The sequence below is a fragment of the Amycolatopsis sp. NPDC102522 genome (assembly GCF_055584485.1).
Map to the genome: position 1 here is coordinate 556,442 of NZ_JBVJLY010000001.1, position 22,846 is coordinate 579,287.

Genomic DNA, 22,846 nt, shown 5'->3' on the forward strand with positions numbered 1-22,846 from the left:
AACACGCCAGGCCGCCTCATGGGCGGCCTGGCGCTCCGGGTTCAGCGATCGAGATTAGGCATTTCGCCCGATCGAGTAACTTCGTCCCAGTATTTGATATCGCGCGACCGGGATCACGCTGCCAGGGCGCGAGCTGAAGAACTCGCAGCTCACGAGGGTCTTCGTGGCGCCCTGCCATCGTGATCCCGGGGCCTGGCGGCCAAAACGCGCGACTTCAAGGGATCAAGAGACCTTGGTCACCGAAGCGACGGTCAGAGAATCGGGGCCGGCGAGTAGCCCGCGGCCTCCGGGAAGCGCTCCAGGATGTCCGAGACGCGGGCGGCGATCGCGGCCACCTGACGCGGGGCGACACCGGTGAACGAGATCCGGTCGGCGAGCAGTTTGTCCAGCTCACCGCGGTCGAGCGGGATCCGCTCGTCGGCGGCGAGCCGGTCGAGGAGGTCGTTCTCCGCCAGCCCCTGCTCCCGCATGGCGAGCGCGACGCCGACGGCGTTCTCCTTGATGGCCTCGTGAGCGGTTTCACGCCCGACACCCGCGCGGACCGAGGCCATGAGCACCTTGGTGGTCGCGAGGAACGGCAGATAGCGATCGAGCTCACGGGCGATGACCGCCGGGAAGGCCCCGAATTCGGCCAGCACCGTGAGGAAGGTCTCCAGCAGCCCGTCCAGCGCGAAGAAGGCGTCGGGCAGCGCGACCCGGCGGACGACGGAGTCGGACACGTCGCCTTCGTTCCACTGGTCACCGGCGAGCTCGCCGATCATCGACAGGTAGCCGCGCAGCACGACGGCGAGCCCGTTGACCCGCTCGCACGAACGCGTGTTCATCTTGTGCGGCATGGCCGACGAACCGACCTGGCCCGGTTTGAAGCCCTCGGTGACCAGTTCGTTGCCCGCCATCAGGCGGATCGTCTTCGCCAGGCTCGACGGGGCGGCCGCGAGCTGGACCACGGTGGACAGCACGTCGAAATCGAGCGAACGCGGGTACACCTGGCCGACGCTGGTGAACACGTTCTCGAACCCGAGGTGCGCCGCGACCCGCTTCTCCAGTTCGTCCAAAGTGGACTCGTCGCCGAGCAGGTCGAGCATGTCCTGCGCGGTGCCGACCGGGCCCTTGATCCCGCGCAGCGGGTACCGGCCGATCAGGTTCTCGAGCCGCTCGAACGCGACCAGCAGTTCGTCGGCGGCGGTGGCGAACCGCTTGCCCAGGGTCGTCGCCTGCGCGGCGACGTTGTGCGAACGGCCTGCCATCACCGTGTCGGCGTGTTCGACCGCGATCGAGGCGAGGCGCGCCAGCACCGCGCCGACGCGGCTGCGCATCAGCTCCAGCGAGCGCAGCAGCTGCAGCTGCTCGACGTTCTCGGTGAGGTCACGCGAGGTCATGCCCTTGTGGACGTGCTCGTGCCCGGCGAGCGCGTTGAACTCCTCGATCCGGGCCTTCACGTCGTGACGGGTGACCCGCTCGCGCGCGGCGATCGAGTCGAGGTCGACCTGCTCCAGCACGCGCTCGTAGTCGGCGACCACGCCGTCCGGCACCTCGACGCCGAGGTCGGCCTGCGCCCGGAGCACGGCGAGCCAGAGCTCACGCTCCAGCACGACCTTGCGTTCCGGGGACCAGAGTTCGACCAGCTCAGGCGAGGCGTAGCGGCCGGCGAGCACGTTGGGGATGCGGGGCTTGTCCGTCACGCGGCCAGACTAACCCGCCGCATTTCGTCCTCTGAGTGCGGCGGCTGAGTCAGGCGAGCGCGGTCTGCAGCATCCGGGCGGCGGCGGCGCGCGGCTCCGGGTCGACCTCGATCAGCGCGTTGACCACGGCACCGTCGACAAGGGCGACCAGCCGCTCCAGTTCGGCGGCGTCCACAGGAGTGCCGGAGCGCGCGAAGATCTCGTGGAGCAGTTCGTACAGCTGCGCGGACAGCGTCCGCATCAGGGGCCGGAGGTAGGGACGACGCCCAGTCCCGACGAGGCGTTCGTAGCGCAGGAGGACCGCTTCGGCGTCCGCCTCGCGATCCGGGCGGAGCGGGCCGAGGAGCATGTCCAGCACCAGGTCGACGGTGGCCTCGACCCCGCGGTTGCGGGTCGCCAGCTCGTCGAGCCGGTGCCGCCCGGTCTCGAGTTCCTGGTTCGCGTGGTGCTCGACAGCGGCCGTGACGAGCTCGTCGAGCGAATCGAAGTAGTACGTCGTCGAAGCCAGCGGCAGGCCCGCGCGCTCGGCGACCGCACGGTGCCGCACGGCGTCGAAACCGCCCTCGGCCAGCAACGACGCGGCGGCCTCGATGAGCTCGGCACGGCGTCGCTCACCCTTCGGCGTGGTCGCGGCGGCGGTCATGGCGGGCTATTTTGCCAGGTGCCCGGGGAACCCGTCGGCGGACACGGCCTTACTTCCCGGCGTGCCGGCCGTTTCCAAGAGGTCCGGACCGGCGAAGGCCGGCGATTCCGCGATCTGGAGCGGACCAGGCTCAGTAGCGGGCGGCGAGCACCCCGACAAGCCTGTCGACGTCGGACTCGGCGAACGCGGGCCCGCCCGAGCCGTCGCCGAGACTCACCACGATCACCAGCGATCCCTTGGCGGTGGTCCGCCGCGCGTCGGCGGCGCCGGCGGGCATCGGCGGGACGGACGAACCCGCCGGGAAGACCGCGGCGGAGATCGAGCCGCCCGGCACCTGGAACCCGGCGGACCTGGCTCCCGTCGTACAGATGTCGCCGGGCGTCGACTTGGCGACATCCACGGGGACCGGGAGCTCGCCAGCGAGGGCGGTGGCGAGCTCCCGGTCCACCTGGTCGCACCCGAAGGTGCCTTCGGCCGTCATCTGGCCGGTCTTCTCTGGGCCGCCGCCCCCCTGCTGAGGCGGCGGATTCGAGAAGTTCGAGGGGTCCCCGCTGTCAAGAGGACGTGCGGACGCCGCCCCGGGTTGCCCCGGGGAAGCAGCTTGGTTGTCGGATTTGGCGGCGCTCCCCATCGGGATCTCGGTTCCGCCGAGCACGCCGAACATGCCCACTCCGGCCAGAACCAGGACCACCGCACTGCAGGCCACCGCGATACCGTTTCGGCGTCGGGCAGTGGCGCGTTTGGAGGCGCGGACGACATCGGCGGTGTCGAAGGACGGCGACGGCGCGTCGCCCGGGGCGTCACGGAACAACGCCTTCAGGTCATTCTCGTCCATCCCGTGCCACCTCCTCCTTCTCCATGACCTGCCTGAGGTTCGCCAGCCCGCGCGCGGTCTGGCTCTTCACGTTTCCTTCGCTGCACCCGAGCGCCTTCGCGGCGGCACCGACGTCCAGCCCCTCGAAGAACCGGAGCACCAGCACCGCCCGCTGTTTCGGGGGCACTTCGCGCAACGCGGCCAGCAGGTCTTCCCTGGTGACGACCTGTTCGCCGAGGTCGAAGCCGTCCTGCGGCGGCTCGGGCAGCTCTTCGGTCTGCCACTCCCGCCGCCATGGCCGCCTCGACTCGTCGATGGCCGCCCTGACCAGCGTCTTCCGCACGTAGGCGTCGGTCGCCGCCCGTTCTCTGATCTTCGTCCACCTCCGGTGCAGCGCGACGAACGCCGTCTGCGCGAGGTCGTCCGCGCGATGCCAGTCACCGCAGAGCATGTACGCGGTCCTGCGCACGGAGTCCCGCTTCGCGGCGAAGTACTCCGCGAACTCTTGTTCGTCGCGCTGGTTCACGCGGTTGTTGTCTCCGCTCTTGCCTCGTCGGTGGGTAGGACGGAACCGGGGGCGTCCACGGTTGCATGAGCGGGCTCGACGGACCAGCCGGGGAGGAGATTCATGGCGAGCCCGTCGATGTGATGTGATCGTACCGTGACCTCGCGCTCTCTCCCGTTGATCGATTTCCGCTCCGACACCGTGACCCGGCCGGACGACGTCATGCGACAGGCCATGGCGAAGGCCGAGGTCGGCGACAACGTCCTCGACGGCGATCCCACCGTCGGCGCCCTCGAACAGCGCGCCGCGGAGCTCCTCGGCATGCCCGCCGCGCTCTGGACGCCGACCGGGACCATGGCCAACCTGATCGCGCTGAGCCTCCACCTCCAGCGCGGAGACAAGTTCCTCGCGCCGCGCGGCTCGCACGTGATCACCGACGAGCTCGGCTCCGCCGCCTGGCTCGCGGGCGGTATGCCGGAGCCGCTGGAGCACGACGCCGGACCCGGGCGTCCGACACCGGAAACGCTTTCGGCCGCGATCGGCAACCCGCGCGGGCCGTACTACGCGTTGCGCACCCCGCTGCTCTGCCTGGAGAACACGCACAACTCGGCGGGCGGCGCGATCACCCCGCCCGACGAGCACGCCCAGCTGGTCGCGGTGGCGAAAGAGGCCGGGCTGACCGTGCACCTCGACGGCGCCCGCCTCTGGCACGCGGCTGTCGCGCTGGGGCTCCCGCCCGCGGCGCTCACAGTCGGCGTCGACACCGTTTCGGCCTGCTTCTCCAAGGGGCTCGGCGCGCCCGTCGGCTCGGTGGTGGCGGGCAGTCGCGAGTTCGTCGAGAAAGCGCGGCGGATGCGCCAGATGCTCGGCGGCGGTGTCCGTCAGGGCGGCGTGCTGGCCGCGGCCGGGCTGGTCGCGCTGGACCGCGTCGGTGATCTGGCCGAGGCGCACGAGAACGCGACCCGGCTCGCGGCCGGGTTCGCCGAACACGGCTGGGAGGTCAACACTCCCGAGACCAACATCGTGCAGGTCACGGCGCCCGACCTCGAAGGCAGGCTGGAGTGGCTGGCCGGGCTCGGGATCCGGACGCTGCCCAGCTCGGGCCGGATCCGGTTCGTGACGCATCGGGACCTTTCGGCGGCCGACATCGAAGAAACCCTTCAACGCATCAGGACCGGGGGCTGAACATGAACTGGATCGTCTTCGACTACGGCGACGTCATCAGCAAGCACACCGACGCGCTGCCGGCCCTGGCAGGGGCGTTCGACCTCGGCCTCGCCGACTTCGAGCCGCACTACTGGGCCGAACGGGACCGGTACGACTCCGGCGGCACGGACCTCGACTACTGGCAGAGCGTCGGCCGCGCGCTGGACGTCCCTGTCGACAAGGCCTTCGCCGACAAGCTGACCAGCATCGACGTCACCGGCTGGACGCACCTCGAACCGGACGTGCTCGATCTGCTGGAAGGGCTGCACGAGGCGGGCGCGTCGCTCGCGCTGCTCTCCAACGCGTCGTCGACCTTCGGCCGCTGGGTGCGCGAGCAGGAATGGGCGAGCCTGTTCCGCGTGAAGCTCTTCTCAGGCGACCTCGGCTGCATGAAGCCCGACGAGAAGATCTACCGGATCCTGCTCGCCGAACTCGGCGCCGAACCGGCCGACTGCCTGTTCTTCGACGACCGTCAGTCCAATGTGGACGGTGCGAGGGCGATCGGGATGAAGGCCGAACGCTGGGTCGGCGTGACAACGGCGCAATCCGCCTTCGGCTCTTCGGAGGAATAATTCACCCTCGTCGTTCATCCGCTTACCTGCGGTGAAGTAGATGACCTACGCTGGACCCGTCCAGACCGATTCACCCCGGTAGGTGCCCATGTCAGCGGACCAGCGCCCGTTCGTTCCGGTCGATTTCGACCGGCCGAGCATCGCGCGGGTCTTCGACGCGCTCATGGGCGGCCAGGACAACTACGAGGCCGACAGGGTGGTGCTGCGCCAGATCCTGGAGCTCGCACCGGATTCGCAGGTCATGGCCAAGGAGGTCCGGCACTGGCTGGTCCGCACCGTGCGCTACCTGACCGACAGGGAAGGTATCGACCAGTTCCTCGACCTCGGCTCCGGCTTCCCGACCGTGGACAACACGCATCAGGTCGCGCAGCGGTACAACCCCGAGGCCCAGGTCGTCTACATCGACCATGATCCGGTGGTCCAGGCGCACGGGCGCGCGATTCTCGCGGCGAACGACTTCGCGCATATGGCCGGCGCCGACCTGACCAGGCCGTCCGAGGTCATCGAGGAGCTCAGGCGCACCCACCGGCTGGACTTCGACCGGCCCACCGGACTGATCCTGTGCGCGATCGTCCACCACGTCCCGGACCTCGACGAGGCACGGAAGATCGTCCGCGCCTACGTCGACGCGCTGGCCCCGGGCTCTTTCGTCGTGCTGCTGCACCAGCACAACCCCGCCGACGGCTCTGAAGCGGCCGACATAGCGACGTCGCTCGAGAAGCGCTTCGACGGCACGGGGCTGGACACGCTGTATCGCACGCGCGAGGAGATCGAGTCACTGTTCGAAGGACTCGACCTCGTGGAACCCGGGCTGACCTACCCGCACCTGTGGTGGCCGGACGGCCCGCGCTTCACCCCGCTTTCGCCCGTGCACTTCACGTCGCTCGGCGGGGTGGCGCGCAAACCTTAACGAAGCTGCTTCGGGGTGCCCTTGCCCTTGATGGCGCCATAGGCGGCCGTGCCGAGGAAGACCGCACCGCCGATGACGGCGATCCAAAACACGGCCTTCACGAGGAAACCGAGCACGGACCCGAGCACCATGAAGGCGACCCAAGCCAGGATCAGCCCGCCGACGATCTTCCAGAACATGGCATCCTCCGATTGCCTCACCGTGCCCGAGCGGGCCCGGTGAGTCCAGGTTGTCAGGCGAAGCTCGTGAGCGCCTTCGTTCTGCCTAACGTTCAGGGTGAATTCCGGGTTCCCCCTGACCCGGTGAGCCAGTCGCCGAGCCTGCGGACCCCTTCGTCGATGTCCTCGCGCGAGCCCGCGAAGGAGAACCGCACGAACCTGCCGCCGTCGACGGGGTCGAAGTCGATGCCGGGGGCGATCGCGACGCCGGTGTCGGCGAGGAGACGCTGGCACCAGCTGAGGCTGTCGTTCGTGTACTCGGAGACGTCGGCGTAGGCGTAGAAGGCGCCTTCGGCCGGCGCGAGCTTGTCGATGCCGATGCCCTTGAGTCCAGTGAAGAGCACGTCGCGGTTCGCGCGGTAGCGCTCGACGTGGCCGTCGGCCTCCGCGTACGACTCCTGGGTGAACGCGGCGATCGCGGCGTGCTGGGAGACCGCGGGCGGGCAGATGGTGAAGTTGCCGGTCAGGACGTCGATCGCACGGTGCAGCCGCTGCGGCGCGAGCATCCAGCCGAGCCGCCAGCCGGTCATGGCGAAGTACTTGGAGAACGAGCCGAGGACGAGCGCCTCCCTCCCGTACTGCCAAGCGCAGTCGAGACCGGCGCCGTAGGAGATCCCGTGGTAGATCTCGTCGCTGATCAGCTGGACGCCGTGTGACGCGCACCAGCCGCTGATCGCGGCGAGTTCACCCGGCGGCAGGACGGTGCCGGTGGGATTGGCGGGGCTGGCCACGATGAGGCCCTTGATCGGCCCCAGTTCGTCGAGCAGGCCGACCGTCGGCTGGAAGTTCGTTTCGGCCCCGGTGGCGAACTCGACGACCTCGCAGCCGAGCACCTTGAGCAGGTTGCGGTAGGCCGGGTAGCCGGGACGCGCCATCGCGACGCGGTCGCCCGCCTCGAAGGCGCTGAGGAACGCGAGCAGGAAGCCGCCGGAGGAACCGGTCGTCATGATGACGTCCTGCGGGCTCACGTCGACCGGGTACGTGCGGTCGTAGTGCGCCGCGACGGCCTCACGCAGTTCCAGGATGCCGAGTTGCTCGGTATAGCCGAGGGTGTGGTCTTTCAGCGCCCGCTGGGCGGCTTCGAGCACCGGCCGCGGCGCCGGCGCGGACGGCTGCCCGGCGACCAGTGGGACCAGGTCCCCGTGACTGCGTTGCCGGGCCTGCGCGGCCGAGAGGACGTCCATGACGTGGAACGGCGGGACATCGGAACGGGCGGCGGGACCGGGGAAGGACATGGGGTGAGGCTAACTCGCCTTCGCCACGAGAACCGAGAAGCCGTCGAGGAGCCGCTGGAGGCCGAACTCGAAGAGCGTGTCGAGGTCGTAGTCGAACGGGGCGCGCGAAACGACACCGGCGAAGTTCGGGAAACGGCCGCCCGAGACCAGGTCCCAGAGGATCGGTTCGTGCTCGGCGAGCCAGGCGTCGGCCGAGAGCGCCGTCCCGGATTCGCTCTCGGCCTCGGCCTCGAAGTTGAGGGCGATGCCGCGGACGTGGTTGAAGATCGTGATGTGCGCGTACATGATCGTCGACGCCGGGAGGCCGTGACCGTCGAGTGCGCGGGTGGCCCAGTCCGCGTGGCTCAGCAGGTTCGGCAACGGCTGCGGGCGCGTGATCGAGAGCGCCTGCGCGAGCCAGGGATGCCGCCGGAACAACGCCCATTGGGCCCTGGCCATCAGCTCCAGCTGGGCCCGCCAGCCGGGCGGCGGCTCGGGCGGGAAGCGGATCTCGCCGAGGGCCAGGTCGGCCATTTCGAGGATCAGCTCTTCCTTCGCGGTGACATGGCGATAAAGCGCCATCGTCGCGACACCGAGGCCGGACGCGACACGGCGCATCGACAGCGCGCGGATGCCCTCGGCGTCGGCGATCCGGATCGCCGCCTTCACCACCCGCTCGCGGGACAGCTCCGCCTCGGTCCGCGGCGCGGGCTTCCGGGTGCGGCTCGCGACGACCGTGCCCGCGCCGGGTTTGGCGATGACCAGGCCGTCCCGTTTGAGCGTGGCGAGCACCTTCGTCGCGGTCGCCATCGCGACGCCCCACTCCGCGATGATCCGGCGCGTCGACGGGACCTTGTCGCCTTCGCGCAGCTCACCGGCGACGATCCGGCGGCGGATCTCGGCGGCGATCCGCAGGTAGGGCGGCTCGGCCATGGTCGACTCCTTGCCATAGTGCGCTTCGCTTGATTTTTGGCCCGTTTCGACCGCCGCACTAGCTAAAGCGCACTAGCGCGGTGAACTGAAAGTATCTGCTTTCCTCGGGATATGCCGCAGTGTCCATACGTTGTACGCAGTGCTTCAAGACACCGTACACAGGGAGTTGACATGCGGAAGGTCCTGATTTCGGGGGCGGGAATCGCCGGTACGACGCTGGCGTACTGGCTGCGACGGCACGGTTTCGCGCCGACGGTCGTCGAGCGGGCTCCCGCGCCCCGGGTCGGCGGTCACGCGGTCGACATCCGCGGCGCGGCGCTCGGCGTCGTCGACCGGATGGGGGTGCTCGGGCGCCTCCGGGAGCTGAAGACGGACATGCGCGGGATGTCGTTCGTGAACGGCGAGGGCAAGACGCTGGCGAAGGTCACCGACCACACGCTGACCGGCGGACTCACCGACAACGACGACGTCGAGATCCTGCGAGACGACCTCACGGACACGCTGGCGTCGGCGGCCCAGGAAGGCGTCGAGTACGTCTACGGGGACTGGATCACCGGAATCGCGCAGCGGACCGACGGCGTCCGGGTCACCTTCGCCCGCGGCGAGGCGCGGGACTTCGACCTCGTCGTCGGCGCGGACGGACAGCACTCGGCCGTCCGATCACTGGTTTTCGGGGCGGAGAAACAGTTTTCACACCATATGGACACCTTTCTCGCGGTGTTCACCGTGCCGAACTTCCTCGATCTGGACCGCTGGCAGACCTTCCACATGACGCCGGGGAAACTGGCGGGCCTGTACAGCGCGCGGAACAACACGGAGGCGCGGGCGATGCTCGGCTTCCAGTCGCCGGAGCTCGACTTCGACCGGCATGATCCGGAGCAGCAAAGGAAACTGATCGCCGACCGCTTCCTCGGCCAGGGCTGGGAAGTACCTCGGCTGCTGCGGGAGCTGGAGACGAGCGAGCTGTACTTCGACGCCATGACCCAGATCCGGATGGACCGGTTCACCGAAGGGCGTGTCGCACTGGTGGGCGATGCGGGCTACGGTCCTTCGCCGCTTTCGGGACAGGGCACGAGTTTGGCACTCGTCGGGGCTTACGTGCTCGCCGGTTCACTGGCTTCTTCCGCCGACCATCGCGCCGCTTTTGCCTCCTACGAAAGGGAAATGCGGCCGTTCATCCGGTTGAACCAGGCGCTGGCGTCTCTGAACCAGAAGAAGCAGAGCCGGTTTCAGCAGTGGAAGCAGATCCAGTCGATGCGGGTGCTGCCGTATCTGCCGTTCCGGGATCGGCTGATGAAAGCGGCCATGCGGCCGCTGACTGAAGCGGCGAACGCGTTGGTACTGAAGGATTACTGAGGCCGCTGTGCGTTTGGGGTTCGTGCTGGATGCAGGCTCGGATAAGCGGAGGATCGAGGGGCGCGACCTTGACCTCGCGACGGGGTAAGGTCCCCTTCGCGTCACGTCCGCAAAGGTTCCGGCGCCCTGAACTGCGCCGCGGAATGTCGAGTCACCGAACCCCGGATGCCCCCGATGTGGCATTGGGGACACCCAACGTCCCCAATGCCACATTCGGCGCACACCTCAACGGCACACCACGCTTGCCTCACCCCTCAACTAACGAGGCGTCAGTAGCCCTGGTATCCGCCGCCACCGGCCATCGACTTCAGACCGGGGTGTCCCTCGAACCCGCCGTACCGCGAGAACGTGTACCGCACGCCCGCGATGATGTTGTCGACCGGGTTGTAGATGTTGTCGTGCCCGGGAAGCTTGTGCGAGTTGAAGGTCGGGTCGATGCACTGCATCAGGCCCTTGGACGGAGTCCCCTTCGCCGCGTTGGAGTCCCAGTTGTTGATGGCGTTGGGGTTACCGCCGGACTCCTTCTCGATGATCGTCCAGATCTTCTGGATGTCCGCGTCCGTCACCGGGATACCGGCGGCCTGCAGGATCTTGATGGCTTCCTGGATCCACTGCTGGACGTTGCCCGGCGGCGTCGTCGACGGCGGGCCGCCGCTCGGTCCGAGGCCGCCGCCCCCACCGCCACCACCGCCGCCGCCCCCTCCACCGCCGCCTCCGGTGTGGAGACCGCCGGTGCGCTTGGGGACGGTGCCGTCCTTGCCGGGCATCGGGACCTTGGAGTAGCCGCCGCCCTCGATGTCCTTCTTCATCAACTGCTGCGACTTGCTGATCAGCCCATCGGCCTGAGTCAGCAAACCGGTCATGGTCTCCACGGCCGAGCTGGCGGTCTTCTGGTTCGCGGTGTTCGCCGTGGTGATGATCTGGTCCGCGGTCGGATTCGGCGGCTGAACCTTTTTGTCCGGATCCGCCGCGTCGGCCGCCTGCTTGCGAGCAGCCGCGACCTTCGGCGTCTCCGTGTCGATGCAGGTCTGAATCGTGGTCTGAGCCGTCTTGCCCGCGTCGTCGATCTTGCCTTTGATGTCGCTCAGCTGGACCTGGAGTTCGCCCAGGTCCTTGCTGATCTCCTCCAGGTGTCCTTTGACACGGTCACCCGCGGAGGTGATCTGCTTTACGTAGTCGAAGAAGGTGTCGGCGGCGGGACCTTTCCAGACACCGCCGTTCAACGCGTCGGTCGACGACTTCAGCGAGGCACTGTGGTCACCGGCCTGCGTCGCGGCGGCATGGAACTGATCCGCGGCCTTCTGAATGGCTTCCGGCTTGATGCCTTCGACCTGTTTGGCCTTTTCCGTGACCTGCGACCAGTTCGGCGGGAAGTCAATATCGCCCACAACGCCCCCTAGAAATCAGGCCCACCGGGGCCGGCTTTCGCGTGCTCACTGCTTGCCGTGCTCGTGCAGCTTCAGATTGTCGACATGCACGGCTTCGGTCTCCTGGATCAAGCCCGCGGCCTTCCGCAGCACGAAGGCCGTGGCCTCCATCAGTTTTCCGGCGGAATCGAACTCGTTGTGGACACCGTCCTTGAAGGAGCCCACCGCACCGTGGACGTCACCCGAGCCGCCCATCGTGCCGAACGGGCTTTCCTTCTCGTCATCGACGCCGGTGACCTGCTTCTTGGACTTGTCGAACTCGTCCTTGAGCCTCTCCACCTGACCGGCGGCGATCCCCATCGACTCCGGGTCGTACACAGGCACGGTTCGTCATCCCCTTCACCGCAACACGGAAAACTCGTATCCGCCCGATCAGACGCGCGGCCGATCGGGACGGTTCCCGCGCATACTTTAAGACCTCGACGGCGGGCCGTGTGCGCATCCACGCCAAGTTCCACCCCGCCGATAATCATGCGCCGCCCCGGACACGCTTTGTAACATGCCACCGGGGAGGTAAGACTTCGTGAAACCGCTGAATCCGGGTGAACCCCGGCAAGTCGGGCGTTATCGCCTTGTCGCTTCGCTGGGCGAGGGTGGCATGGGCCGAGTCCTGCTGGGGTGTCGCAGGACGGACGTCTTGTCGCGCTGAAGCAGGTCCACCCGGGATTCGCCCACGACGAAGGTTTCCGGTCGCGATTCCGGCGTGAGGTCCAAACGTCACGAATGGTGTCGGGCGCCTACACCGCGGCCGTGATGGACGCCGATGCCGACGCGGCGACGCCCTGGCTGGCGTCTGTCTTCGTCCCCGGGCCTTCGCTGAAAGAAGCCGTGGACGCCACCGGCCCGTTGCCGCTGGACTCGCTGCGATTCCTGGCCGTCGGCCTCGCGTCCGCGCTCATGGAGATCCACCGGTCCGGGCTGATCCACCGCGACCTGAAACCGAGCAACGTCATCCTCACCGACGACGGTCCACGGGTGATCGACTTCGGGATCGCTCGTGCGGCCGAGGGCGAAACGGACATCACGCACACCGGGTCGATCATCGGCTCGCCCGGGTTCATGTCACCTGAGCAGGCAAACGGGTACCCGATCACCCCAGCGAGTGATGTCTTCTCGCTCGGCGCCCTGCTGGTGATGGCCGCGACCGGACGAAGCCCGTTCGCCGGCACTTCCACTCCACAGACGCTCTACAACGTCGTGCACAGCCATCCCGATCTGCGGATGGTGCATCCGGACGTGCGACGGCTCGCCGAGCCCTGCTTGGCCAAGGATCCAGCGGTAAGGCCGACGCCCGCGCAGATCCTGGACTTCTTGGGGCCGGTCACACCGAGCGCGACACCCTGGCCTCCAGCCGTGCACGCCTCGATCGCCCGGCAGAAGGCAGAGGTCAGCTCCGCGCTGTCTCTTTCCAGATCGGGCGAGTCGACCCCTGCAAACTGCTGAAGATCAACTCGCTACCCAACAGCGGACCGGTAAAAGAACCAGAAGCCAAGAACAGGCTCTACCACTGCGGTCACTCGATCTACGAAACGACGGACAAGTCCAAGAGCCACAGCATCGAAATAGATCTCGCCGTGAATCTTTCATCTACAAAGACGATGAACGAGTGAAGCTGCTTGGAACCGAGGTCATCAAGCGCCTCGACGGCAAGAGCTGCAAGCTCATCGCCGTGAACGAATCGATGCCCGGATTCGGAATCGCGACCACGGCTTCCCGAGACTCCGGCGACAGCTGCGAGACTCCGCTCGAAGCCCTTGGGGTGATCCTCGACCAGATTCGTTCCGGCTCGGCCTCGCTTCGCCCGGCGTCCCCGGATTCCGCTTCGACCATCGACTTTTGCAAGACCGTGCCCAGTGCGGACATGACGTCGATCGCTCGAGAACCCTTCGAGATTTTCGCCGACAACTTCCAAGAACGCGGCTGGATCGGCAAGAAGAACAGCTTCTATCTCAAACTGAACAGGGGCGTGGGAGAGGACTATCGCGCCAGCGGCCAGAAGCCGATCGAGATCGCGGGCAAGCCGGCCTATGAAGCCTCTCGCAACGGCCCCAAAGTGATGGACGACTGCACGATCACCTGGACCCATCGCAAGATCGACGAATTCACCACAGAAGAGCTCGAAGCACGTGTCATGCCAGAAGAGGAGGTCGCCGATCCTGGCCCGATGTGCCGCACAGCCGAGGAGTTCGCCGAACTCGTGGCCGCCAAGCTTCCCAAGCCCTGAGTCAGAAGTCGGCGACTTCCCGGATCCGCGTCGCCAGCAGCTGGTTGTCCGCCGGGGTGATGGTCGCCCAATCCCGCCCGTCCCGGTTCCGCGCGACCTGGAACAGGTACCGCCCCGCGTCCGTGTCGTAGAAGGCGACGACGTTGCCCGCGCGGCGGGGGCGGCCGTCGCGGCCCGCGCGTTCGATGCCGAACTGGCCGCGCGCCTCCTGGCCGAGCAGCATGCCCGCCACCTCCTGGGCCTGCCACAGGGGCACGTCCAGGTCTTCCAGTGCGGTGACCATCGCTTTCGCGTCGCCGCGGGCTGCGGCGTCGGCCTCGCGGAGGAGGTCGTGCGGGATGCTGATCGACTGGCCGACGCCGGGGCCGAGGTCACCGGCGACCGAGACGGCGGCTTCGGCGAGGGAGCCTTCGCGGGCGGGGATCAGCCACACCTGACCGGAGTCGATCACGCCGAGCAACGCCTGGTTGCCGACGCTGACCGCCTGGCCCTTGATCTCGCGGTCGGTCCACACCCAGACGTCGATCGCGAGCCGGGGGTGGGCGAACAGGTTCAGCATGTCGACCAGCTCGCCCGACGCCTGGTGTCCCCGCGCGAGACCTCGCGCGCGCAGGGATTCCCAGGCCTCTTCGATCAGTGCCGCCCGCTCCGTATGGGTCGTTCCGGGGCTCGGCACGTCGAGTGCGACATGGCGGCGGGGCAGCCGTTCGGCTTCCCAGAGCATCTCGAACTCGAGTGCGGACAGCACCAGGCTGCCGTTTTCGTTCGGCACAGGTTCAGCGCGCTTCCCGGTTGCCATGGTCACCGATCACGTCGGGCGACACCATGCGCTCGTCGGTGAACAGGTCCTTGTCGTCGACGCCGTAGCGCCTGATGTGCTCCGCGTCCTCTTCGACGTCCTGAGTGGCCGCGCGCTCCATGAACTTCGACTCGGCCTTCGGCTGCTTCGCGCCGATCTTCTCCGAGCGCCGCATGGCTTCTTCCTCGGGAAGCTCGCCGATCGGCAGCTGACGGGTCGGCTTGACGACGCCGCCTTCCTGGCGGGGACGGCGGTCGCGTTCCTTGTCGCCGCTCAGCGCGCCACCCGCGACACCGGCGCCGACCGCGGCCGCACCGGCGCCCAGGTCACCGGCGGCCGGGCCGGCGATCTTCGGGACGGCGGGGAAGCCCCGGCCGGACTCGTTGCCGGCGGCCAGCGGTACCTGCGGTCCGGAGCCGACCGAGCGGCCCTTGCCGAGCGCCTGGTCGCCACCACCGGTGCCACCACCGGTGCCACCGCCGACACCACCGAAGACGCCGGGGCCCGAGCTGGAGCCGGGGCCCTTGCCGAGAACGCCGTCGGCGCCGGTGCCGAACGACTTTCCCACCACCGGCTGCGCCGACGTGGTGCTGTTCGGCGGCAGGCTCCCGGTGGTCTGGCCGGGCGGGATGTTCGTGGAGCCGGGAGGCAGGTTCGGCGCACCCGGCGGGATGAACGGCGGGGACGCGGGCGAGCCGGTGACCGGGTACGACGGCCTGCCCGGTTCGGGCTGCGGGCCGGGCCGGTTCGGGGTCACCCAGCCGCTGCCCGGAGCGGGCGCGGGCCGGGAGGTGCCGGACGGCGTGGTCGGCGCGGAGGCCGCCGGGACCGTGGCGCCGCCGCCGTGAGGCGCCGCCGCACCGGTCTTCCGGGCGACCCCGCCGCCCATGGCGACGCCGTAGGCCGGGGTCGGCGCGTCGTAGGACGGCGCCTTCGGGTTGCTGACGGGCTGCACGGGCGGCGGCGGCACGTACTTCGACTCGACGGCGGCCGACGCGGGCCGCACGCTGCCGTCCGGGGTCAGATCGGTGGCGGTGCCCGCGAGAGCGAGCGGGCCTGGGCCACCGCCCGCGCCGGCGGCGGTCGTGGTCTGGGTCAGGTTCATCGCCTGCGGATCGGCCAGGGTGTCGGTCGTCAGCAGGTTCTCGCCGCTCGTCTTGGCGTAGTCGTTCAACGCCTCCTGCGCCTGCGCCCGCGCGTCGTTCGCGGCGCCGACGCTCTTGGCGTGGTCGGTCTCGAACCCGATGAGGCTCAGCACCATGTCGCCGAGGGTCAGCCCGCCGGCGCCCTTCCGGACCACCTCCGGATCCGGGAGCTTGTGCAGCGTCCGGTTGAAGGCCTCACCCTGGGCGAAGATCATCTCCGCGGAGTGCGAGACCTTCGAGTTCGCGTCCTGGGAGAAGCCCGCCTGCTCGGTGAACACCTGGCCGGCGGCGCCACCCGCCTCGCTCTGCCATTCCACGCCGAGCTTGCCCAGCTCGTCACGCAGCGTCTTGTCGGTGTCGGCGAGCGCGCCCGCGACGGACTTCAGCGCGTCGACGGCGATGCCGATGCTGCCGGTGCCGTCGCCGCTGCGGAAGCGCTCGATCTCGGTCGCGATCCCGGTGTCGGTGTAGCCGTCGAACCGGAGATCGCGGAGCCTGCCCGCGAGGTCGGAAACGTTCACGGCGCCCTCCCTAGTTGCGTGCTTTCAAGGTCTGCAAAGCCAAATCGGCCGCCTGCGCGGACATCTCGCACAACTGCGGCATGGTGAACGCGCCGGCGGTGACGGTGACGGCCCGCACCGCCAGCGTCTGTCCTTTCGCGACGCCGACGAGCGTTTCGCAATCGCTCGGCTTCCCGGCGTCCCGGTAGTTCGTGATCGCGGGAAACCCGCCGACCGCCTTCGGTTCCGTCGTCATGCTGTTCTTGCGGCGCTTGCCTGTGAACCACTCTTCGACGTCCGCGGTGACCGTGCGGACGTAGTAGGTGTGGAACGGCTCCGCGGCGTCCGCGTCGAAGACGCAGGTCGGGCCGTCGATCGGTTCGGCGGCCGCGCGCGGCTTGCTGTTGATCTTGAGCTGGTCGAGCTGCGGCGAGGTGACCAGGGCGCACGGATCGACGCCCTGCAGGCTCAGCTCGGAGGGCCTGGCGGGCAGCGCGGACGCCTTGGCGCCCTGCGTGGCCGAAGCCAGCGCCGGTTCATTGGGGAAAGCCTGCCCACCCGTGTCCGTGGCGCATCCGGCCAGCACGAGAGTGAGCACCCCGCCGGAGACCAGCACACGGGTCTTACGCCCGGTGTACACCACGGTCCCCGAACGCGGCGGCCTTGTCCGCATCACTGGTCTTGTACTCCTTGGCCGCCTTGCGGAGCTGGTTGACCAGCCCCCGCAGCCCGGCCACGTAAGCCTTGACCTGCGCGGCGTACGACTGGTCGCCGTCGGCCACGAGCTCGTTCCAGACACTGGTCGAGTGCACGCTCACCGTGTCGTTGGACGGAGTGTCGATGCGCAGCTGGTCGAGCCGCGTCAGAAGCTTGTCCTGCAGCGCGTCGACCTGCTCTTCGACGATCTTCGCGACTTCGAGCAGCTTCGACGGATCCACTCTGATGTCGGCCACCGACGGTGGCGTCGGAACCGCCGACGTGAGGTCCTGGATCTTGCCCGATGCTGCCATTCCCCACCCCTTGGAAAGCTCGAACCGCCCCGCCGAGGCTACCAACGCCGATGTAGCGAGCGCCTAAGCTTCGCAGGAAATACCGGGTTAGACGTACCCAGGACCGGAACGGTTCCGTCCGGAATTCACGAGACCGGGGTGGCGATCTCTCCCTTGGCGGCGAGCTGGGCGATGTCGGTGCGGTGGTGCGAGCCGGCCAGGTGGACCTTCTCGACGGTCGCGTAGGCGTCCTTGCGGGCGGCCTTCAGGTTCTTGCCGGTGCCGACGACCGACAGCACGCGGCCGCCGGAGGAGACCACGGCGCCGTCTTCACGACGGCGGGTGCCGGCGTGGAGCACGCCTTCGATCTCGCCGCCGGTGATGACGTCGCCGGTCCGGGGCTTGCCCGGGTAGCCGTCCGCGGCCAGCACGACGGTGACCGCCGCGCCGGAATCCCAGTCCAGCGGCGGCAGATCGGCGAGCTTGCCGGTGGCCGTCGCGTGCAGGACCTTGCCGAGCGGGCTGCGCAGCAGCGCCAGGACGACCTGGGTCTCCGGGTCGCCGAAGCGGCAGTTGAACTCGATGACCTGTGGGCCCTCGGAGGTCAGCGCGAGACCGGCGTAGAGCAGGCCGGAGAAGGTGGCGCCGCGGTTGTCGAGTTCGTCGACCACGGGCTGGACGATCCGCTCGACGACGTCGTCGACCAGGTCCTTCGGCGCCCACGGCAACGGCGCGTACGCACCCATGCCGCCGGTGTTCGGGCCCGCGTCGCCGTCGCCGACGCGCTTGAAGTCCTGCGCGGGCAGCAGCGGGACGACCGTGCGGCCGTCGACGAAGCAGAAGAGAGATGCCTCAGGGCCGTCGAGGAAGGACTCCAGGAGCACCGGGTGACCGCCGTCGAGCAGCATCAGGGCGTGCTTGCGCGCGACGTCGACGTCCGTGGTGACCACGACGCCCTTGCCCGCGGCGAGGCCGTCGTCCTTGACCACCCAGGTGGGGCCGAAGCGGCCGAGCGCGGCGTCGAGGCGCGCCGGGTTGTCGACGATCTCGCAGTGCGCCGTCGGCACCTTCGCGGCCGCCATGACGTCCTTCGCGAACGCCTTCGAGCCTTCGATCCGGGCCGCGGACGCGGACGGGCCGAAGCAGGCGATGCCCGCCTTCCGGACCGCGTCGGCGACGCCCGCCACCAGCGGGACCTCGGGACCGACCACCACCAGGTCCGCCTGCCACTGCTTGGCGAGGGCGGAGACCGATTCGGGGTCGGCCGCTTCGACACCGAGCTGCTCGGCCACCGAAGAGGTGCCGGCGTTGCCCGGGGCACAGGCCAGCGCGGTGACGGAAGGGTCTTCCGCGACCGCGAGGACAAGTGCATGCTCACGGGCGCCGGACCCGATTACCAGTACGCGCACGACGCACAGGGTAACCGTGCCGGAGATGCCCGAACACGTCGCCGTCCTCGAGCGGGTGGTTCCATCCGGCGTTCACCCGGCGGTCAGCGCTCCGCCGGTCCGTCTTCGCCGTCCGGACGCCTCCTGCGTCAAGGGTGGCGCGGTACCCCGAGTTCAAGCGAAAGAGGTTACCCACCATGCGAAAGCGCCTGGGCGTGCTCGCCCTGTCCGGACTCGCCGTACTCAGCGTCACGGGGCTGGCCGGCGCCGCCGAGCCGGGTGCCCGAGATGTGTCGGCGCTGGCCAAGGGCCACGATGGGCCGGTGATCGTCGGACACCGCGGCGCTCCCGGCTACCGCCCGGAGCACACGCTCGCCTCGTATGAGCTCGCCTACCGTCAGGGCGTCGACTGGGTCGACGTCGACCTCGTGCCCACGAAGGACGGCCAGCTGGTCGCCCGGCACGAGAACGAGATCGGCGGGACCACCGACGTCGCGAAGCACCCCGAGTTCGCGAACCGGAAGGCGACGAAGGTCATCGACGGCGCGTCGTTCACCGGCTGGTTCACCGAGGACTTCACCCTCGCCGAGCTGAAGACCCTGCGCGCGACCGAGCGGATCCCGCAGCTGCGGCCGAACAACAAGCTCTACGACGGCCGCTACCAGATCGCCACCTACCAGGAGGTGCTCGACCTGACGCGCCGGCTGGGCCGCGAACTGCGCCGTGAGCTGGGGACGTACCCGGAGGTCAAGCACTCGACGTACTTCTCCTCGATCAAGAACCCGACCGAGCCGAAGCTGGTCGAGCTGCTCAAGCGCAACGGGCTCAACCACCCGAAGGCGCCGGTGATCATCCAGTCGTTCGAGGTGTCGAACCTGATCGCGCTTTCGCGCCAGGTGCGGGTGCCGCTGCTGCAGCTGACCTCGGCGACCGGCGCTCCGGCCGACTTCGTCGCGAAGGGCGACCCGCGGACGTACGCGGACCTCGTCACGCCTGTGGGCCTGAAGGAGATCTCGAAGTACGCGGACTACCTGGGCCCGGAGAAGGCGCAGGTCATCCCGGTGGTGAACGGGGCGCTGGGCAAGCCGACCGCTCTCGTGGCCGACGCGCACAAGGCCGGGCTGAAGGTCGGGCCGTACACGTTCCGCAACGAGAACAACTTCCTCCCGCAGAACCTGCGCTCGTCGGCGAACCTCGCCGAGTACGGCGACGCGTTCGCCGAGCAGGAGGCGTTCCTCAAGGCGGGTGTCGACGGGTACTTCTCGGACCAGCCGGACACCGCGCTGGAGGCCGTGAAGGCCTTCCGGGGGCGCTGACCTCGGTCTCAAGCGCAAGGAAAGGTCCTTTCCTGGCAAATTTTGCCAGGAAAGGACCTTTCCTTGCGTCCGGCGGGATGGGTTTCTTGACGAGACCTTGACATCCGCAGGTGGGCGGGCCTAATTTCGGCGGATCTCAATGGTCTGTCCGCATACCTTTTAAGTGGGTGCCCGATGGATGTCTCAGACAAGCAGGCCGAACCCGCCGACGAAGACAGTGCCCGGCTCCACCAGCTCGGCTACGCGCAGGAACTCCGGCGCACGATGTCGACCTTCTCCAACTTCGCCGTCTCCTTCACGATCATCTCGATCCTCTCCGGGTGCCTGACCCTCTACGGGTTCGGCATGAAGACCGGCGGGCCCGCCGCGATGATCTGGGGCTGGCCGCTGGTCGGCCTGTTCGTCATCCTGGTCGGGCTGGGCATGGCCGAGGTCTGCTCCAGCTACCCGACCGCGGGCGGCCTCTACTACTGGGCCGCGAAGCTCGCGCCGCGCAACGGCGCGGCGTGGTCGTGGTTCACCGGCTGGTTCAACCTCATCGGGCAGATCGCCGTCACCGCGGGCATCGATTTCGGCGCGGCGCTGTTCCTCAACGCCTTCCTCGACCTGCAGTTCGGCTTCGAGGCGACGCCGGGCCACACGATCCTGCTGCTGGGGATCATCCTGGTGATCCACGGCCTGCTGAACACCTTCGGCGTCAAGATCGTGGCCCTGCTGAACAGCATCAGCGTGTGGTGGCACCTGGTGGGCGTGCTGGTCATCGTCGGGGTGCTGATCGTCGTGCCCGCCAAGCACCAGGACGCCTCGTTCGTCTTCGGCGAGTTCGTGAACAAGACGGGCTGGGCATCACCGGTCTACGTCTTCTTGCTGGGGCTCCTCGTCGCGCAGTACACGCTGACCGGCTACGACGCCTCCGCGCATATGACCGAGGAGACCAAGAACGCGGCGAAGGCCGGGCCGCGCGGCATCATCAACTCGATCCTCGTCTCGCTCGTCGCCGGATGGGTCCTGCTGATCGGCCTCACCTTCGCCATCCAGGACTACGACGGCGCCGCGGCCTCCGCGACCGGGGTGCCGCCCGCGCAGATCTTCATCGACGCGACCGGCGAGACGACCGGCAAGTTCCTGCTGCTGATCTGCATCGGCGCACAGCTGTTCTGCGGGATGGCGTCGGTGACCGCGAACTCGCGGATGATCTACGCCTTCGCCCGTGACGGCGCGATCCCGGGTTCGAAGTTCTGGCACCGCATCAACAAGCGCACCCAGACACCGACCAACGCGGTGTGGCTGGCCGCGGGCGGCGCGCTCCTGCTCGCCCTGCCGTACCTGTGGAGCGCGACCGCCTACGCGGCGGTGACCTCGATCGCGGTCGTCGGCCTTTACGTGGCCTACGTGATCCCGGTGTTCCTGCGGGTGCGCAAGGGCGACGACTTCGAACCCGGGCCGTGGAACCTCGGCCGCTGGGGCAAGCTCGTCGGGACCATCGCGACCGTCTGGGTGTGCTTCATCTTCGTGCTGTTCATGCTTCCGCAGGGATCGCCGATCACCATCGACAGTTTCAACTACACGCCGATCGCCTTCCTCGTCGTCCTCGGTGGTGCGGCGGTGTGGTGGTTCGCCTCGGCGCGCAAGTGGTTCACGGGGCCGAAGGTGCAGGGGTCCGAGGCAGAGCTCGCCGCCGTGGAACGGGAACTCAAGGAACTGGGGTAGCGGTGTTGTCCTCCCGGGCGCGGCCGACGCGGACTCCGGTCACCGCGGCCGCGCCCAGCGCCCCGACCCCGGCGAACGCGTAGAAACCCCACGGGTACGCGATCCCGGCGCTCAGCAGCGCGCCGCCGAGGATCGGGCCGCAGATCGCGCCGACCCGGCCGACACCCGCCGCCCAGCCGATTCCGGTGGCACGCATGGCGTCCGGATACGTCTTGCCGATGTAGGCGTACACGAGGACCTGGGCGCTGAACACGAACCCGCCGGTGAGGAAGACGGCCGCGTACAGGCCGACCGCGGGCAGTTTCACGCTCAGCAGGGCCAGGAACACCGCCGCCCCGAGGAACCAGAAGATCACCGCCGGGCGCACGCCGGCCTTGTCCGCCACCCGGCCCGCGATCAGGAGGCCGACGACGCCGCCGAGGTTCAGCGTGAGCAGCAGTCCGAGCGCCGCGCCGAGCGGGTACCCGGCCTGGCGCATGATCTCCGGCAGCCAGGTGTTGAGCCCGTAGACCAGCAGCAGTCCCATGAACGACGTCACCCAGAACGCGATGGTGGCGCGCAGGAGCCCGCCGCGGAACAGCCCGCCGACGACGTCCGCCGCCGACTTCTCCTGCGTCTCCCGCGCCCGCTCGAAGAACTCGGATTCGGGCAGGTACTTGATCATCAGCGGCACCAGGACGAGCGCGGGCAGCGCGCCCGCGACGAACATCGCGCGCCAGCCGAGCGGCTGGATCAGCCAGATGCCGAGCAGGGCGGTGAGCACCGCGCCGACGTGGTAGCCGGTCATCACCGTGGTGGTCGCGCTGCCGCCCTTTCCCTTGCGGGCGTACTCGGTGACCAGCGCGATCGCCGTCGGGAGGCAGCCGCCGAGGCCCAGCCCGGCGAGGAAACGCAGCAGGCCGAAGACGAAGGCCGACGGCGAGAGCGCACAGAGCGCGGTGAACGCCGAGAAGGCGGTGACCGCGATGATCAGCGCCTTCCGGCGGCCGATGAGGTCGGTGATCGTGCCGATCGCCAGCGCGCCGATCGTCATGCCGATCAGGCCGACCGTCGAGATCACCGACGCCGTGCCCGGCGTCAGCCCCCAGACGTGGTCACGGAGCAGTGCGGGCAGCACCGTGCCCAGGACGACCAGGTCGAATCCGTCGAGCAGTACCGCCGTCCAGGCGAGCGGGACCACCCACGAACGGGCCGCGGCAGGGGACATGGGGACCTCCAGCTTGTTCGCTATGCGCACGAGTATGCACAATCCGAACGCTGTGAGCAAGGCCACTGGCCCCCTGGATGTCATGAAA

At 68.6% G+C, this 22,846-nt stretch carries 22 protein-coding genes and 1 pseudogene; 8 read left to right on the top strand and 15 right to left on the bottom strand.

From position 1 onward, the window contains the following. Nucleotides 1-251: 251 nt before the first annotated feature. The 4 genes from purB to ACZ6YV_RS02400 all read right to left on the bottom strand — a co-directional run bounded on the left by purB (nucleotide 252) and on the right by ACZ6YV_RS02400 (nucleotide 3,665). Nucleotides 252-1,682 carry an adenylosuccinate lyase gene (gene purB / locus ACZ6YV_RS02385; protein ID WP_465507948.1) on the bottom strand — a complete coding sequence of 477 codons (1,431 nt, stop codon included), beginning with the start codon at nucleotides 1,680-1,682 and terminating at the stop codon, nucleotides 252-254. Nucleotides 1,683-1,731: 49 nt separating this feature from the next. After that, nucleotides 1,732-2,325: a TetR/AcrR family transcriptional regulator gene (locus ACZ6YV_RS02390; protein WP_378242325.1), complete on the bottom strand. Its 594-nt coding sequence runs from the start codon at nucleotides 2,323-2,325 to the stop codon at nucleotides 1,732-1,734. A 130-nt stretch (nucleotides 2,326-2,455) separates the two neighbouring features. Further along, nucleotides 2,456-3,160 (bottom strand): hypothetical protein, encoded by a 705-nt coding sequence (locus ACZ6YV_RS02395; protein ID WP_378242324.1) that lies wholly within the window; start codon nucleotides 3,158-3,160, stop codon nucleotides 2,456-2,458. Continuing rightward, nucleotides 3,147-3,665, bottom strand: a complete 519-nt coding sequence (locus ACZ6YV_RS02400; RefSeq protein ID WP_378242323.1) for a SigE family RNA polymerase sigma factor — start codon at nucleotides 3,663-3,665, stop codon at nucleotides 3,147-3,149. Before ACZ6YV_RS02400 ends, ACZ6YV_RS02395 begins: the two co-directional genes overlap by 14 nt. Before the next feature lie 135 nt (nucleotides 3,666-3,800). Between ACZ6YV_RS02400 and ACZ6YV_RS02405 the strand changes: the two genes are divergently transcribed. The 3 genes from ACZ6YV_RS02405 to ACZ6YV_RS02415 all read left to right on the top strand — a co-directional run bounded on the left by ACZ6YV_RS02405 (nucleotide 3,801) and on the right by ACZ6YV_RS02415 (nucleotide 6,332). Next, nucleotides 3,801-4,829: a threonine aldolase family protein gene (locus ACZ6YV_RS02405; RefSeq protein ID WP_465507949.1), complete on the top strand. Its 1,029-nt coding sequence runs from the start codon at nucleotides 3,801-3,803 to the stop codon at nucleotides 4,827-4,829. Nucleotides 4,830-4,831: 2 nt separating this feature from the next. Beyond that, the gene (locus ACZ6YV_RS02410) at nucleotides 4,832-5,422 is read left to right on the top strand and encodes an HAD family hydrolase (protein ID WP_465507950.1); all 591 of its coding nucleotides are present in this window, start codon (nucleotides 4,832-4,834) and stop codon (nucleotides 5,420-5,422) included. Between the two features lie 88 nt (nucleotides 5,423-5,510). Continuing rightward, nucleotides 5,511-6,332 carry an SAM-dependent methyltransferase gene (locus tag ACZ6YV_RS02415; RefSeq protein WP_465507951.1) on the top strand — a complete coding sequence of 274 codons (822 nt, stop codon included), beginning with the start codon at nucleotides 5,511-5,513 and terminating at the stop codon, nucleotides 6,330-6,332. Here ACZ6YV_RS02415 and ACZ6YV_RS02420 read toward each other — a convergent pair. The 3 genes from ACZ6YV_RS02420 to ACZ6YV_RS02430 all read right to left on the bottom strand — a co-directional run bounded on the left by ACZ6YV_RS02420 (nucleotide 6,329) and on the right by ACZ6YV_RS02430 (nucleotide 8,697). Next, nucleotides 6,329-6,511 carry a hypothetical protein gene (locus tag ACZ6YV_RS02420; RefSeq protein WP_005152523.1) on the bottom strand — a complete coding sequence of 61 codons (183 nt, stop codon included), beginning with the start codon at nucleotides 6,509-6,511 and terminating at the stop codon, nucleotides 6,329-6,331. The two genes, ACZ6YV_RS02415 and ACZ6YV_RS02420, sit on opposite strands and share 4 nt — an antisense overlap. A gap of 92 nt (nucleotides 6,512-6,603) precedes the next feature. Beyond that, nucleotides 6,604-7,785: a pyridoxal phosphate-dependent aminotransferase gene (locus ACZ6YV_RS02425; protein WP_465507952.1), complete on the bottom strand. Its 1,182-nt coding sequence runs from the start codon at nucleotides 7,783-7,785 to the stop codon at nucleotides 6,604-6,606. Nucleotides 7,786-7,794: 9 nt separating this feature from the next. Next, the gene (locus ACZ6YV_RS02430) at nucleotides 7,795-8,697 is read right to left on the bottom strand and encodes a TetR/AcrR family transcriptional regulator C-terminal domain-containing protein (protein ID WP_465507953.1); all 903 of its coding nucleotides are present in this window, start codon (nucleotides 8,695-8,697) and stop codon (nucleotides 7,795-7,797) included. Between the two features lie 171 nt (nucleotides 8,698-8,868). Between ACZ6YV_RS02430 and ACZ6YV_RS02435 the strand changes: the two genes are divergently transcribed. After that, a complete protein-coding gene (locus ACZ6YV_RS02435) occupies nucleotides 8,869-10,053 on the top strand; it encodes an FAD-dependent monooxygenase (RefSeq protein WP_465507954.1) in 1,185 nt (394 codons plus the stop codon). Nucleotides 10,054-10,322: 269 nt separating this feature from the next. Here ACZ6YV_RS02435 and ACZ6YV_RS02440 read toward each other — a convergent pair whose 3' ends face one another. Both ACZ6YV_RS02440 and ACZ6YV_RS02445 read right to left on the bottom strand, forming a co-directional pair. Beyond that, on the bottom strand, nucleotides 10,323-11,441 hold the full coding sequence (locus ACZ6YV_RS02440; RefSeq protein WP_465507955.1) for a transglycosylase SLT domain-containing protein: 1,119 nt from the start codon (nucleotides 11,439-11,441) through the stop codon (nucleotides 10,323-10,325). A gap of 45 nt (nucleotides 11,442-11,486) precedes the next feature. Next, nucleotides 11,487-11,804: a hypothetical protein gene (locus ACZ6YV_RS02445; RefSeq protein ID WP_378246207.1), complete on the bottom strand. Its 318-nt coding sequence runs from the start codon at nucleotides 11,802-11,804 to the stop codon at nucleotides 11,487-11,489. Nucleotides 11,805-12,003: 199 nt separating this feature from the next. Between ACZ6YV_RS02445 and ACZ6YV_RS02450 the strand changes: the two are divergent. Then, nucleotides 12,004-12,884, top strand: a pseudogene (locus ACZ6YV_RS02450) (serine/threonine-protein kinase); the annotation flags it as partial. 202 nt (nucleotides 12,885-13,086) lie between these two features. Continuing rightward, nucleotides 13,087-13,704: a hypothetical protein gene (locus ACZ6YV_RS02455; RefSeq protein ID WP_465507956.1), complete on the top strand. Its 618-nt coding sequence runs from the start codon at nucleotides 13,087-13,089 to the stop codon at nucleotides 13,702-13,704. Nucleotide 13,705: 1 nt separating this feature from the next. Here ACZ6YV_RS02455 and ACZ6YV_RS02460 read toward each other — a convergent pair whose 3' ends face one another. The 5 genes from ACZ6YV_RS02460 to purD form a co-directional block, all read right to left on the bottom strand. After that, the gene (locus tag ACZ6YV_RS02460) at nucleotides 13,706-14,476 is read right to left on the bottom strand and encodes an ESX secretion-associated protein EspG (RefSeq protein WP_378246203.1); all 771 of its coding nucleotides are present in this window, start codon (nucleotides 14,474-14,476) and stop codon (nucleotides 13,706-13,708) included. A 4-nt stretch (nucleotides 14,477-14,480) separates the two neighbouring features. After that, complete coding sequence (locus ACZ6YV_RS02465; protein WP_465507957.1) at nucleotides 14,481-16,169, bottom strand: hypothetical protein; 1,689 nt, start codon at nucleotides 16,167-16,169, stop codon at nucleotides 14,481-14,483. A gap of 10 nt (nucleotides 16,170-16,179) precedes the next feature. Then, the gene (locus ACZ6YV_RS02470) at nucleotides 16,180-16,821 is read right to left on the bottom strand and encodes a DUF3558 domain-containing protein (protein ID WP_465507958.1); all 642 of its coding nucleotides are present in this window, start codon (nucleotides 16,819-16,821) and stop codon (nucleotides 16,180-16,182) included. Further along, nucleotides 16,772-17,158 (bottom strand): type VII secretion target, encoded by a 387-nt coding sequence (locus tag ACZ6YV_RS02475; protein ID WP_378246197.1) that lies wholly within the window; start codon nucleotides 17,156-17,158, stop codon nucleotides 16,772-16,774. Before ACZ6YV_RS02475 ends, ACZ6YV_RS02470 begins: the two co-directional genes overlap by 50 nt. A 125-nt stretch (nucleotides 17,159-17,283) precedes the next feature. Next, nucleotides 17,284-18,546, bottom strand: coding sequence for a phosphoribosylamine--glycine ligase (gene purD, locus ACZ6YV_RS02480; protein ID WP_378246195.1), 1,263 nt, complete (start codon nucleotides 18,544-18,546; stop codon nucleotides 17,284-17,286). A 176-nt stretch (nucleotides 18,547-18,722) separates the two neighbouring features. Here purD and ACZ6YV_RS02485 point away from each other — a divergent pair, with 176 nt between their 5' ends. Together ACZ6YV_RS02485 and ACZ6YV_RS02490 are read left to right on the top strand one after the other, a co-directional pair. Further along, complete coding sequence (locus ACZ6YV_RS02485) at nucleotides 18,723-19,841, top strand: glycerophosphodiester phosphodiesterase (RefSeq protein WP_465507959.1); 1,119 nt, start codon at nucleotides 18,723-18,725, stop codon at nucleotides 19,839-19,841. Nucleotides 19,842-20,015: 174 nt separating this feature from the next. Then, nucleotides 20,016-21,551 carry an amino acid permease gene (locus ACZ6YV_RS02490; RefSeq protein WP_465507960.1) on the top strand — a complete coding sequence of 512 codons (1,536 nt, stop codon included), beginning with the start codon at nucleotides 20,016-20,018 and terminating at the stop codon, nucleotides 21,549-21,551. Here ACZ6YV_RS02490 and ACZ6YV_RS02495 read toward each other — a convergent pair. After that, nucleotides 21,535-22,758, bottom strand: coding sequence for an MFS transporter (locus ACZ6YV_RS02495; protein ID WP_465507961.1), 1,224 nt, complete (start codon nucleotides 22,756-22,758; stop codon nucleotides 21,535-21,537). The two genes, ACZ6YV_RS02490 and ACZ6YV_RS02495, sit on opposite strands and share 17 nt — an antisense overlap. Nucleotides 22,759-22,846: the final 88 nt, after the last annotated feature.

Excerpts from the sequence above, each read along its gene's own strand:
- ACZ6YV_RS02390 (WP_378242325.1), bottom strand. The coding sequence starts at position 2,325 with ATGACCGCCGCCGCGACCACGCCGAAGGGTGAGCGACGCCGTGCCGAG.
- ACZ6YV_RS02395 (WP_378242324.1), bottom strand. The coding sequence starts at position 3,160 with ATGGACGAGAATGACCTGAAGGCGTTGTTCCGTGACGCCCCGGGCGAC.
- ACZ6YV_RS02410 (WP_465507950.1), top strand. The coding sequence starts at position 4,832 with ATGAACTGGATCGTCTTCGACTACGGCGACGTCATCAGCAAGCACACC.
- ACZ6YV_RS02415 (WP_465507951.1), top strand. The coding sequence starts at position 5,511 with ATGTCAGCGGACCAGCGCCCGTTCGTTCCGGTCGATTTCGACCGGCCG.
- ACZ6YV_RS02420 (WP_005152523.1), bottom strand. The coding sequence starts at position 6,511 with ATGTTCTGGAAGATCGTCGGCGGGCTGATCCTGGCTTGGGTCGCCTTC.
- ACZ6YV_RS02425 (WP_465507952.1), bottom strand. The coding sequence starts at position 7,785 with ATGTCCTTCCCCGGTCCCGCCGCCCGTTCCGATGTCCCGCCGTTCCAC.
- ACZ6YV_RS02430 (WP_465507953.1), bottom strand. The coding sequence starts at position 8,697 with ATGGCCGAGCCGCCCTACCTGCGGATCGCCGCCGAGATCCGCCGCCGG.
- ACZ6YV_RS02435 (WP_465507954.1), top strand. The coding sequence starts at position 8,869 with ATGCGGAAGGTCCTGATTTCGGGGGCGGGAATCGCCGGTACGACGCTG.
- ACZ6YV_RS02470 (WP_465507958.1), bottom strand. The coding sequence starts at position 16,821 with ATGCGGACAAGGCCGCCGCGTTCGGGGACCGTGGTGTACACCGGGCGT.
- ACZ6YV_RS02475 (WP_378246197.1), bottom strand. The coding sequence starts at position 17,158 with ATGGCAGCATCGGGCAAGATCCAGGACCTCACGTCGGCGGTTCCGACG.
- ACZ6YV_RS02485 (WP_465507959.1), top strand. The coding sequence starts at position 18,723 with ATGCGAAAGCGCCTGGGCGTGCTCGCCCTGTCCGGACTCGCCGTACTC.
- ACZ6YV_RS02490 (WP_465507960.1), top strand. The coding sequence starts at position 20,016 with ATGGATGTCTCAGACAAGCAGGCCGAACCCGCCGACGAAGACAGTGCC.
- ACZ6YV_RS02495 (WP_465507961.1), bottom strand. The coding sequence starts at position 22,758 with ATGTCCCCTGCCGCGGCCCGTTCGTGGGTGGTCCCGCTCGCCTGGACG.